Origin of the sequence: Methylobacterium sp. W2, from assembly GCF_020662345.1 — a bacterium.
Lineage (GTDB): Bacteria > Pseudomonadota > Alphaproteobacteria > Rhizobiales > Beijerinckiaceae > Methylobacterium.
The window spans coordinates 180,031-191,543 of sequence record NZ_VMOA01000003.1 but is presented as its reverse complement, the minus strand read 5'-3'; the positions used below and the strand labels follow the sequence as shown (position 1 = coordinate 191,543).

The window sequence follows — 11,513 nt, the reverse complement described above, 5'->3', positions numbered from 1 at the left end:
TCCCCGTCGCGCGCGATCTTCCCCGAGCCCCGCGCCACGCTGATCCCAGCCGGCCGGCACACGCCGATGTCGCTGGTGGAGAACGAGGATTACGAGCATCCCTCGCTGGAGCTCCTGGCCGAGCCGCCGCTCACCGGCACCGAGGAGGTCGATGCCGACGTGCTCGAGCAGAACGCGCTCAATCTCCAGCAGACGGTGCAGGATTTCGGTGTGCGCGGCGACATCCTCGCCGTGCGTCCCGGCCCGGTGGTCACCCTCTACGAGCTGGAGCCGGCGCCGGGCACCAAGTCGAGCCGCGTCATCGGCCTGTCGGACGACATCGCCCGCTCCATGTCGGCGGTCTCGGCCCGCGTCGCCGTCGTTCCCGGCCGCAACGTCATCGGCATCGAACTGCCCAACGAGACCCGCGAGACCGTCTATCTGCGCGAGCTCCTCGCCTCGGCCGATTTCTGCATCAGCAAGCACAAGCTCGCCTTGTGCCTGGGGAAAAACATCGGTGGCGAGCCGATCATCGCCGATCTCGCCAAGATGCCCCACCTGCTGGTGGCCGGCACCACCGGCTCGGGCAAGTCGGTGGCGATCAACACGATGATCCTGTCGCTGCTCTACCGGATGAAGCCGGAAGAGTGCCGCCTGATCATGGTGGACCCGAAGATGCTGGAACTTTCCGTCTATGACGGCATCCCGCACCTGCTCTCCCCCGTCGTCACCGACCCGAAGAAGGCGGTCATCGCCCTCAAATGGGCCGTGCGCGAGATGGAGGAGCGCTACAAGAAGATGTCCAAGATCGCGGTCCGCAACATCGACGGCTACAATGCCCGGATGGCGGAAGCGCGGGCCAAGGGCGAGATCATCACCCGCGAGATCCATACCGGCTTCAACCGCGAGACCGGCCAGGCCGTGTTCGAGACGGAGGAGATGGACCTCTCGGCCCTGCCCTACATCGTGATCGTGGTCGACGAGATGGCCGACCTGATGATGGTGGCGGGCAAGGACATCGAAGGCGCGATCCAGCGCTTGGCTCAGATGGCGCGCGCGGCGGGCATCCACCTGATCATGGCGACGCAGCGCCCGTCGGTCGACGTCATCACCGGCACGATCAAGGCGAACTTCCCGACCCGGATCTCCTTCCAGGTGACGTCGAAGATCGACAGCCGCACGATTCTCGGCGAGATGGGCGCCGAGCAGCTGCTCGGCCAGGGCGACATGCTGTTCATGGCCGGCGGCGGCCGGACCACCCGCGTCCACGGCCCGTTCTGCTCGGATTCGGAAGTCGAGAGCGTGGTCGCCCATCTCAAGCGCCAGGGCCGGCCGTCCTACCTCGAAGCCGTCACCGTCGACGAGAACCCGCCCGAGGAGAAGCCGGCCAAGGCCTCCAAGGCCGAGAAGGCGGCGGCCGCCGAAGCCGAGGAGATCGACGCGCCGATCTTCGATGCCGGGGCCTATGCCGGCGGCGGGATCGATGCGGGGGCCGATCTCTACGACCAGGCGGTGCAGGTGGTGATGCGGGACCGCAAGGCCTCCACCAGCTACATCCAGCGCCGCCTGCAGATCGGCTACAACCGCGCCGCCTCGATCATGGAGCGGATGGAGGTCGAGGGCATCGTCGGCCAGGCCAACCACGCCGGCAAGCGCGAGATCCTGATGGAGACCGCGCCCTCCTCGATGGGGTCGATCGTCATGGCCTCGCCGATGATGGACTACGACGACGAGTGAACTCCTCCTCCCTCCCCCTTGTGGGGAGGGACCGAGGGTGGGGGTGGCTCCGGACGAGGCGAGCCGTCTCCGGCCCCCTCACCTCCACCGCATCGACGTCCCATATTCGCCACAGGCTCGGGTTCTAAGCCGGAACCCTACCCGACTTCGGAGAACGCCCCAGGATGACCGGCCGACGCCACCTTCTCGCCGCCGGCTCGCTCCTCGTGCTGGCGGCCGGCCTCCACCCCGCGCCGGCCTCGGCGCAGGTCTCGTCCTTCCTCGACGGCCTGTTCGGGCGCAAGGAACAGCCCGCGCCGGCCCCTGCCCCGGAGCCGGAAGCGCCCCCGGCCGCCCCCGCCGCGCCGAAGAAGCCGGCGGCCCAGGCGCCCAAACCCGCCAAGGCGGCGTCGGATAAGCCCGCTCCCGGCGCGAAGCCCGCCGCGAAGGCGACGCCCTCGGACACGCCCGCCAAGGTGGCCGCCGTCGGCGCCCCCACCGCCGCGTCGTCCATGCTGGAGGCCGAGCCCGCCGCGGTGCTCGCCCAGGCCAACGCCTATTTCAACGGCATGACCACGCTCAGCGGCAACTTCGTCCAGATCGCCGGCGACGGGCGCCGCATCGGCGGCAAGCTGACCCTGGCCAAGCCCGGCCGTCTGCGCTTCGACTACGACCAGCCCTCCCCCATGGAGGTGGTCGCCGACGGGACCTCGGTGGCGGTGAAGGACCGCAAGCTGAAGACCCAGGACCTCTACTTCATCTCGCAGACGCCGCTGAAATTCCTGCTGCGCGAAAAGATCGATCTCGCCCGCGACCTCACCGTGTCGGACGTCTCCAACGATCCGGGCGGCATCCGCATCTCGCTCGAGGACCGGGCGACGCTGGGCGGCACCTCGAAGATCCAGCTGTTCTTCGACGCCGAGATGAAGACCCTCAGCCAGTGGCGGATCACCGATCCGCAGGGCTACCAGACCACGGTGCAGCTCTCGAACCTGCAGAAGGGCAAGGCCGTCGACGGCAGCCAGTTCTTCATCAATTACGGGCGCAGCGAAGACAAGGCGATGGAAAAGGTGATCAAGGCCCAGTGAGGGCCGCGCTCCCTCCCCCGCAGAGGGGGGAGGGTTTTTTCGTTCAGGACGCCTGGAGCTCCTTTGCTGTTCCGCTCCGCCAGCGGTTCAGTTCGGCGTCGATCGCGTCCTGCGTGCCCCGCATGAATTCGCCCCCGCTCAATCCCGGCTTCAGGGTCGCGAGGTAGCTCACCACCACGGTTCCGGGGATGTGGCGCGAGCCGCCATGGGGCCAGTACAGGCCGGAATTCACCGCCACGGGCAGGACCGGCAGGCCGAGCTTGGCGTAGAGCAGTTCGACCCCGCGCTTGAACTGCACCGGCGCGTCGATGGTGCTGCGGGTGCCCTCCGGGAACATCAGGATCGAGCGCCCCTCCGCGATGGCCATCCGGCTCTCGTCGATCATGGTGCGCAGGGCCTGGGTGCCGTTGGCCCGGTCGATGATGATCATCGGCGAGCGGCGCAGGAACCAGCCGACGATGGGGATCGCCACGAGTTCGCGCTTGGCGACGATGGCGACGTTCGGGATCAGAATGAGGAAGGCCAGGGTCTCCCAGGCCGATTGGTGGTTGGCCACGATGAGGCACGGCTCGGCCGGGATGCGGGCGCGCCCCTCCTCCACATAGGTCAGGCCGACGATGTGGTGCAGGCCGAACAGGATGCCGCGCGACCAGAGCCGCGTCGCCGCCCGGATCGGCTTCGTCGGGCAGCCGAGGACCGCGAGCACGACGAGGGGAAGCGCGAAACAGGCGGTCCAGGCGGCCCAGTAGAGGTTGAAGAGCGCAGAGCGGGTGCGCGACACGACGGGCGATCCTTCCTGAAACGGCGACGGCGCGTCCTTCTCGCTGATGGAACGCGGCATTTGTGCGGCGACGGGCGGGCCGATCCGGTCTATCGAGGCGGCCGATCCCCTCCCTTATCACATCTGTGAGCTAGACCCGTTGCGCCTCTCCGTCACCACCTGGAACATCAATTCGGTGCGGTTGCGCATCGATCTCGTGCTTCGGTTCCTCGCCGAGGTGAAGCCCGACGTGCTCTGCCTGCAGGAGACCAAGTGCCCGGACGATGCCTTTCCGCTCAAGGCCCTGCGCGGGTCCGGCTACGAGCACGTCGTCTTCGCCGGCCAGAAGGGCTATAACGGCGTGGCCATCCTGTCGCGCTTTCCCCTGCTCACCCGTGACGTCATGGCGTTCTGCGGGAAGCCGGATGCCCGCCACATCTCGGCGGTGCTCGGGCCGGAGGCGGGCGCGGCTGCGGGCCTCGTGATCCACAATTTCTACGTTCCGGCCGGCGGCGACATTCCGGATGTCGGGCTCAATCCGAAATTCGCCCACAAGCTCGACTTCCTGCAGGATCTGCGCGCCTGGGGCGGTCGGCGCATGGCCGGCCCGGCGATCCTGGTGGGCGACCTCAATGTGGCGCCGCTCGAACACGACGTCTGGTCGCACAAGCAGCTGCTCTCCGTGGTCAGCCATACCCCGGTGGAGACCGAGGCGCTCGAACTCCTGCGCGGGGAGGCCGGCTGGATCGATGCCGCCCGCGTGCTCACCCCGGAGCCGGAGAAGATCTACACCTGGTGGAGCTACCGCTCGCCGGACTGGTCCGCCGCCAACAAGGGGCGGCGCCTCGACCATGCCTGGATCTCGCCGGACCTCATCGGCACCGCGCGCTCCGTGGACGTGTTCCGCGAGGCGCGGGGCTGGGAGCGGCCCTCGGACCATGTGCCGGTGACGCTGACCCTCGACCTCTGACGGGCCGCCGCGTCCCAATCGTGGAGCCGGCCGAGGAACGCAACGCCCTGCCGATCATTGCTCTTCGGACAGGCGGCCCCGGATGGGCGCCGCATTTTCCCACCGCTCCGGAGTGTCCTCGCATGCGCAAGCTGATCCTCGCCTTCCTGCTCCCCAAGGTCGTGTCCTATCTCCGCCGCCGCTATGCCGGCCGCTCGGGTCGCCCGACCGCCTGAAGCTCGTCCCCCGCCCGTCCCCGAACCGTCGGAGGACGGGCGGCACCCGTCGCTCTTGCTGCGTTGCGAAAGGCTCCGCGCGCTGCTAAGCTTCACGCTGCATCGAGAGTCGCGGCGACGCCCGACGCCAACCTGCTGATCCGAGCAAGGTGGAGCCCTCATCGTTGAGAGGGGATGTGGCCGAACCGGCAACGAAACGGGTCTTGCCACGCGTCGCTTCGGCTCCCATGCGGGACCGACGGAAGGCGAAGCGACGATGAATCCCGAACCCCAGCAATTTGCCAGCGACAATTACGCCGGCATCTGTCCCGAGGCCTGGGCCGCCACCGAGGCGGCCAATGGCGGCTCGGTACCCGCCTATGGCGAGGATGCCTGGACGAAACGGGCGGCGGACGCGTTCCGCGAGCTGTTCGACAAGCCGGATGCGGACGTGTTCTTCGCCTTCAACGGCACCGCCGCGAACTCCCTGGCGCTGGCCTCCCTGTGCCAGTCCTACCACAGCGTCATCTGCTCGGCCTCGGCGCATGTGGAGACTGACGAGTGCGGCGCGCCGGAATTCTTTTCCAACGGCTCGAAACTGCTCGTGGCGGCGAGCGCAGACGGAAAGCTCACGCCCGCCCTCATCCGGGGGCTCGCGACGGGGCGCTCCGACATTCATTTTCCCAAATGTCGCGTCGTGACGATCACCCAGCCCACGGAGACGGGGCAGCTCTACACCCTCCAAGAAATTGCCGAGATCTCGGCCACCTGCCGCGAGCTGTCCCTGCGCCTCCACATGGACGGCGCGCGCTTCGCCAATGCCTGCGCCAGCCTCGGCTGCGAGCCGGCCGAGATGACCTGGAAGGTGGGGGTCGACCTGCTCTGCTTCGGCGGCACCAAGAACGGTATGGCCGCGGGCGAGGCGATCCTGTTCTTCGATCCCGCCCTCGCGGAGGATTTCGGCTATCGCTGCAAGCAGGCGGGGCAGCTCGCCTCGAAGATGCGCTTCCTCACCGCACCCTGGGTCGGAATGCTGGAGGGCGGCGCCTGGCTCCGCAACGCGGCCCACGCCAATGCCTGCGCTCAACGTCTCGCCGGGGCGGTGGCGGAGTGCCCGGGCTTTGCCGCCATGTTCCCGGTGGAGGCCAATGCCGTGTTCCTGAAGGCCTCGCCTGAGCGGCTGGACGCTTTGCGGGACAGGGGCTGGCGTTTCTACACCTTCATCGGCGGGGGGGCCCGGTTCATGTTCGCCTGGGATTCCGAGCTTGAGCGGGTCGACGCGCTGGTGCGGGACATCCGCGCGGTGAGCGCGGCTGTCCCGGATCGACTGTCCGCCTGCGGCTGACACCGCCCGCCGATCGGGCTTCGCTCAGGCTTCTGGAACGTCGCAGAGTTCCGGACGCAGAACCGCCGACCACCTTTTTCGAGATCGGTTCAGTCGGCTTTCTTCGTGTCGGGCATTCCCGCCACGAACTCCTTCACGGCGCCATCGTACTGTTGCTTGACGAAGTTCTTCGTTTCGACGGGAACGACGGCCCAGATCACGGCGGCGACGAAGATCAATGCCGCGACTATGTAGGAGAAGCCTTCGAAGACGCCGAGCCACCCGAGCAGCAGGGGGATGAGGCTGAGTGCTAAGGAGACAAAAGGCGAGCCGAACAAGTAATAGCTCGACACGAAAGTAATAACCGCAAATGCTATCGGTCTTCCGACCTTGATGATAATCCGCTCCATTCCACCCCCAGTAGTTTTCGCAAAGCCGATTGCGCTTCTTAATCGAGAGCGGAGCATTTATCACATTTGTGTTTGAATGCAAAAGGTGGAAGCTGGAATTGGCCACGGTGTGACTTTCACAGCGAAATGAAGGCCGGATCCTCGACAGACAATACGATAAATCAACACGTTAGAGCCGGAATCGCCCGAGGCCGCCAAGCGCCGTGCCGGCCCCTCCGCCAGGGCGGAGGCAAGGCCCGGCACCCGCCCGGGTGGGCGCCGGGACGGGGGTGGCACGAAGCCCGGATTCGTGTATGTGTCCCCTGGCCTCGACCCGGAAACGGGCACGGGGCTAAAGCTGCTTGTGAACGCGACCGTGCTGGACGACATCCCGGCACAGGCCCCGTCCCAGGCTGAGGCGGCCTCTCCCGAGGAGGGTCGTCTCGACCCGAAAACCCGTATCGAAAGGGAATGCGATGTCGATTTCGGCCGAGCGCAAGACTGCGCTCATCAAGGAATACGCGACCGGCGGCAAGGACACCGGTTCTCCGGAGGTCCAGGTGGCGATCCTCACCGAGCGGATCACCAACCTCACCGGCCACTTCAAGACCCACGGCAAGGACAACCATTCCCGCCGCGGCCTCCTGAAGATGGTCTCGCAGCGCCGCTCGCTGCTCGACTACGTCAAGCGCAAGGACGAGGCCCGCTACCGCAGCCTCATCGAGCGTCTCGGCATCCGCCGCTAAGACGGCGTTCACGCGGTTCCGGGCCCGGCCCGGGGCCGCGTTCTGACAGGTCGGGGTGCCGGAATGGGTCCGGCCACCCGAAAACCGGGCGACTTGGAGGCGCGGAAGCGCCGGGGACAGGATCGCGCGGCGCTTTGGCCCCACCAGCCGAGCGTCGCGCCATCTTGCCCCTGGCGGCGCCGGGTTCGCCCGACCGCAGGAAGGCAAGACAATATGTTCGACGTACAACGTGAAGAGCTGATCTGGGGCGACCGCAAGCTCGTCCTCGAAACGGGCAAGGTCGCCCGCCAGGCCGACGGCGCCGTGATGGCGACGTATGGCGAGACCTCGGTGCTGGCCACCGTCGTCTCGGGCAAGGAGCCCAAGGCCGGAATCGACTTCCTGCCCCTCACCGTGAACTACCAGGAGCGCGCCTACGCCGCCGGCCGCATCCCCGGCGGATACTTCAAGCGCGAAGGCCGTCCGTCCGAGAAGGAGACCCTGGTCTCCCGCCTCATCGACCGTCCGATCCGTCCCCTCTTCGTCGAGGGCTGGCGCAACGACACCCAGGTCGTCGTCACCGTCCTGACCCACGATCTCGAGAACGATCCCGACATCCTCGCCATGGTCGCGGCCTCCGCCGCCCTGACCCTGTCGGGCGTGCCCTTCACCGGCCCGATCGGTGCGGCCCGCGTCGGCTACGTCAACGGCCAGTACATCCTGAACCCGCCGGTTCCCGAGCTCGAGAACTCGACCCTCGATCTCGTCGTCGCCGGCACGCAGGACGCCGTGCTGATGGTGGAATCCGAGGCCAAGGAGCTCGACGAGGACGTCATGCTCGGCGCCGTGATGTTCGGCCACAAGCATTTCCAGCCGGTCATCGAGGCGATCATCCGCCTCGCCGAGAAGGCCGCCAAGGAGCCCCGCAACTTCTCCGCCCCCGAGAACGGCGACGTGGAGCAGGCCGTGCTGGACGTGTGCGAAGCGGAGCTCCGCGACGCCTACAAGAACACGATCAAGCAGGAGCGCTACGCCGCCGTCGACGCCGTGAAGGCGAAGGTGATCGCGGCTCTCTGTCCGGCCGAGGGCGAGCAGAAGTTCAGCCCTGAGAAGGTCAAGGCCGCGTTCAAGGAAGCGCAGTCGAAGGTCGTGCGCTGGAACATCCTCGACACGGGCTCCCGCATCGACGGACGCGACGTCCGCACCGTGCGCCCGATCGTGTCCCAAGTCGGCGTGCTGCCCCGCGCCCACGGCTCCTCGCTGTTCACCCGCGGCGAGACCCAGGCCCTCGTGGTCGCCACCCTCGGCACCGGCGAGGACGAGCAGTTCATCGACGCGCTGGAAGGCACCTACAAGGAGACCTTCCTGCTGCACTACAACTTCCCTCCCTATTCGGTGGGCGAGACCGGCCGCATGGGCTCCCCGGGCCGTCGCGAAATCGGCCACGGCAAGCTCGCCTGGCGCGCCGTGCACCCGGTCCTGCCGCCGGCCCACGAGTTCCCGTACACGATCCGCGTCGTGTCCGAGATCACCGAGTCCAACGGCTCGTCCTCCATGGCCTCCGTCTGCGGCGCCTCGCTGTCGCTGATGGATGCCGGCGTGCCGCTCCGCCGTCCGGTGGCCGGCATCGCTATGGGCCTCATCCTCGAGGGTGAGCGCTACGCCGTGCTGTCCGACATCCTCGGCGACGAGGATCACCTCGGCGACATGGACTTCAAGGTGGCGGGCACGGAAGCCGGCATCACCTCGCTGCAGATGGACATCAAGATCGCCGGCATCACGGAAGAGATCATGAAGGTCGCCCTGCATCAGGCGCAGGAAGGCCGCGTCCACATCCTCGGCGAGATGGCGAAAGCCCTCACCGACGCCCGTCCCGAGCTCGGCGAATACGCGCCCCGCATCGAGACCATGCAGATCCCCACCGACAAGATCCGGGAAGTGATCGGCACCGGCGGCAAGGTGATCCGCGAGATCGTCGAGAAGACCGGCGCCAAGATCAACATCGACGACACCGGCACGGTGAAGATCGCCTCCAGCGACGGCAAGGCCATCAAGGCCGCCTATAACTGGATCCGGTCGATCGTGGCGGAAGCCGAAGTCGGCATGATCTACGACGGCACCGTCGTGAAGTGCATGGAGTTCGGCGCCTTCGTGAACTTCTTCGGCGCCAAGGACGGTCTCGTCCACATCTCGGAACTCGCCGCCCAGCGCGTCGCCAAGGTGACGGACGTCGTCAAGGACGGCCAGAAGGTCAAGGTGAAGTTCCTCGGCGCCGACGATCGCGGCAAGATCCGCCTCTCCATGAAGGTCGTCGACCAGGAGACCGGCGAAGACCTCACCGAGAAGCTCAAGGCCGAGCGCAACGCCGAGCAGGACCGCGCCCGCGGACCCCGCCAGGACGCGTAAGCCGTCTCAGCCTTCGGGTTGATCGAGGATGAAGAGCGCGGTCCCGAGAGGGGCCGCGCTTTTTCTATTCGGCGTCGGGATGCCTCGGGCAGCGCGGACCGAGCCCCGCCGGCCATGCGGGGGCATGAGGGTCACGCGTCGTCGCGCAGGGCTTCCAGCAGGGGGCGGAGCTTGTGCTTGCGCCGGTGGGTGGCGATCAGGTCCTCGATGCGGGCGATCCAGTCGTCGATCCGCCCCGCCGCGTCGTAGGCCCGGGCGGCGCGTGCGAGGAAGGCCGCGGCGATCTCGTAGCGGCCCGCCGGACCCTGATCGATGATCGCGACGGCCTTGCGCTCGGCGGTGCGGATCACCCAATCGGGATGGCGCCCATGCGCCGCCTCCAGCAGGCGCAAGGTCACCGGCTCGGGCGTGCCGTCGCCCGTCGCCTCGCCGGTGGCGGTGACCGCCTCGTCGATCAGGCCCTCGTCGAGGAGGATCTCGATCCGGTCGGAGGCGCGGTCGGCCGCGATCAGCACGGCGAGAAGATCCGATTTCAACCGGTCCCAGCCCTCCCCCGCCACGGCGCGCGCCGCCGCGTAATCCTCGCGCGACAGCGAGTGGCGGAAGGCCGCGCGGGCGGCTCGGACGGCCAGCTCCGGGTGCTCTGCCTCGGCGGCGGCCTCGCGCAGCCACTGCGCCAGGGGGAGGACCGAGGCGCCGGGACGCCATGGTTCGTTGTCCAGGTCGTCGGCATCGTCCCCCGCGAGGCCGAGCCCGGCCTCGGCGACGTGGAACGCCTCCCCGGACCGGCGCGCCTCCATCAGCGCCCGCGCGAGGTCGAGGGCCTCGTCCGGCAGGGTGAAGCAGGCGCGGCCATGCGCCACCGCCTCCGTGATCCGGCCGAGCCGCACGAGCATGGTGGCGATGCGCGCCTCGGCGCCGACGGCCCGCGCGAGGTTGAGATAGGCGTCGCTGTGGCCCCGGGCGTCGAGCACCCGCAGGCGGATCGCGGTGAGTTCGAGCTCGGTGAGGTCCTCGTCGTCCGGCGGCCACGGCCCGCTCCCGCCCTTCAGGATGGCGTTGAGCGCGGGGTCGTCCCAGCCCTGCTCGAGGGCGCGGACCGCTATGCCGAAGCCGTCCTCGACGCCGTAATCCGAGAGCTCCGCGTCCCAGCCCTCGAGCGTGTCCACCAGCGCCTCCCGTTCGCCGCCGTCCAGATCGGAGAGCAGCGCGGCCTCGGCCATCATCCGCCCGAGATCGTGGAACAGGAGGTCGTACTCCTCGTCGGTCTCGTCGCCGCCGTCGAGCCAGCCCTCGATCATCGGGCCGGCCACGGCCTCCAGGATGCGCAGGGCGCTGCGGCCGTTGCCGGCCTCCATGTGCGGCACGGCCTTGTCCGCGAGGTGGTGCAGGGACTCGGCATTGCCGCTGGGGCGATAGCCGTCCCAGAAGTCGCGGTTACGGGTGGGGCCGGAGAGCACGGCGCGGGCCCGCGCGGTGACGGCGGTGATGTCCACCGGCGCGCCGCCGGGGCGCAGGGCGGTGGCGAGGTCGGCCTCGATCCAGCCGGTCAGCTCGGGATCCTCCTCCGCCCGCCGCAGGATCAGGTCGCGCAGGGCCTCGGCGCTCAAGGGGCTCAGGAGGGCGTCCAGCGTCGGCCGGGCGGCGGCGGAGCCGGGATCGTCGGCGAGGGTGAGCAGGGTCGCCACCACATGCGTGCAGGCGCCGCCCCATTCGTAGGGGCAGGTGCAGGAGAAGGCCGTGGTCTTGCCCCGCCTGAGGTGGATGCTCACCCGGTAGGGGTCGGTCTCGCTGCCCGCCACGGCGGCGGTGAGGGCGTCGCCGCGCCTCACGAGATCGAAGACCGCGCCCCGGCGCCGGTACTCCTCGCCGCGCGTGAACACCTCCGGGCCGGCGAGGCGGTGGACCTCGCTCATGGGGATCGGTTTGCCCGTTGAAGTACCCATCTGGCCTCCTTTCTCT

General features: G+C 68.3%; 9 protein-coding genes and 1 riboswitch. Of the genes, 6 read left to right on the top strand and 3 right to left on the bottom strand.

All coding sequences use genetic code 11. The features are described 5' to 3' along the window. Together FPV16_RS03090 and FPV16_RS03085 are read left to right on the top strand one after the other, a co-directional pair. Window positions 1-1,716 (top strand): DNA translocase FtsK (locus tag FPV16_RS03090; RefSeq protein ID WP_264483663.1); only part of this gene is annotated, 1,716 nt, incomplete at its 5' end. 164 nt (window positions 1,717-1,880) lie between these two features. Then, window positions 1,881-2,783 carry a LolA family protein gene (locus FPV16_RS03085; protein WP_227436002.1) on the top strand — a complete coding sequence of 301 codons (903 nt, stop codon included), beginning with the start codon at window positions 1,881-1,883 and terminating at the stop codon, window positions 2,781-2,783. Between the two features lie 43 nt (window positions 2,784-2,826). On the opposite strand, the gene FPV16_RS03080 is transcribed toward FPV16_RS03085, so the two are convergent. Next, a complete protein-coding gene (locus FPV16_RS03080; protein ID WP_227436000.1) occupies window positions 2,827-3,624 on the bottom strand; it encodes a lysophospholipid acyltransferase family protein in 798 nt (265 codons plus the stop codon). 79 nt (window positions 3,625-3,703) lie between these two features. Between FPV16_RS03080 and FPV16_RS03075 the strand changes: the two genes are divergently transcribed. Both FPV16_RS03075 and FPV16_RS03070 read left to right on the top strand, forming a co-directional pair. Further along, window positions 3,704-4,513, top strand: a complete 810-nt coding sequence (locus FPV16_RS03075; RefSeq protein WP_227435998.1) for an exodeoxyribonuclease III — start codon at window positions 3,704-3,706, stop codon at window positions 4,511-4,513. 309 nt (window positions 4,514-4,822) lie between these two features. After that, window positions 4,823-4,934: riboswitch (SAM-I-IV-variant riboswitch) on the top strand. A gap of 50 nt (window positions 4,935-4,984) precedes the next feature. Then, window positions 4,985-6,052 carry a threonine aldolase family protein gene (locus FPV16_RS03070; protein WP_227435996.1) on the top strand — a complete coding sequence of 356 codons (1,068 nt, stop codon included), beginning with the start codon at window positions 4,985-4,987 and terminating at the stop codon, window positions 6,050-6,052. Between the two features lie 89 nt (window positions 6,053-6,141). On the opposite strand, the gene FPV16_RS03065 is transcribed toward FPV16_RS03070, so the two are convergent. Further along, window positions 6,142-6,384 (bottom strand): hypothetical protein, encoded by a 243-nt coding sequence (locus tag FPV16_RS03065; RefSeq protein ID WP_227435994.1) that lies wholly within the window; start codon window positions 6,382-6,384, stop codon window positions 6,142-6,144. 512 nt (window positions 6,385-6,896) lie between these two features. Here FPV16_RS03065 and rpsO point away from each other — a divergent pair. Further along, the gene (gene rpsO, locus FPV16_RS03060) at window positions 6,897-7,166 is read left to right on the top strand and encodes a 30S ribosomal protein S15 (protein ID WP_018044126.1); all 270 of its coding nucleotides are present in this window, start codon (window positions 6,897-6,899) and stop codon (window positions 7,164-7,166) included. A gap of 213 nt (window positions 7,167-7,379) precedes the next feature. Beyond that, window positions 7,380-9,551, top strand: coding sequence for a polyribonucleotide nucleotidyltransferase (gene pnp, locus FPV16_RS03055; RefSeq protein WP_227435992.1), 2,172 nt, complete (start codon window positions 7,380-7,382; stop codon window positions 9,549-9,551). A 131-nt stretch (window positions 9,552-9,682) separates the two neighbouring features. On the opposite strand, the gene FPV16_RS03050 is transcribed toward pnp, so the two are convergent. Then, window positions 9,683-11,497, bottom strand: a complete 1,815-nt coding sequence (locus FPV16_RS03050) for an SWIM zinc finger family protein (protein ID WP_227435990.1) — start codon at window positions 11,495-11,497, stop codon at window positions 9,683-9,685. Window positions 11,498-11,513 lie beyond the last annotated feature (16 nt).

Coding starts and splice junctions, on each gene's coding strand:
- FPV16_RS03070 (WP_227435996.1), top strand. CDS start 4,985: ATGAATCCCGAACCCCAGCAATTTGCCAGCGACAATTACGCCGGCATC.
- FPV16_RS03085 (WP_227436002.1), top strand. CDS start 1,881: ATGACCGGCCGACGCCACCTTCTCGCCGCCGGCTCGCTCCTCGTGCTG.
- FPV16_RS03050 (WP_227435990.1), bottom strand. CDS start 11,497: ATGGGTACTTCAACGGGCAAACCGATCCCCATGAGCGAGGTCCACCGC.
- rpsO (WP_018044126.1), top strand. CDS start 6,897: ATGTCGATTTCGGCCGAGCGCAAGACTGCGCTCATCAAGGAATACGCG.
- FPV16_RS03080 (WP_227436000.1), bottom strand. CDS start 3,624: ATGCCGCGTTCCATCAGCGAGAAGGACGCGCCGTCGCCGTTTCAGGAA.
- pnp (WP_227435992.1), top strand. CDS start 7,380: ATGTTCGACGTACAACGTGAAGAGCTGATCTGGGGCGACCGCAAGCTC.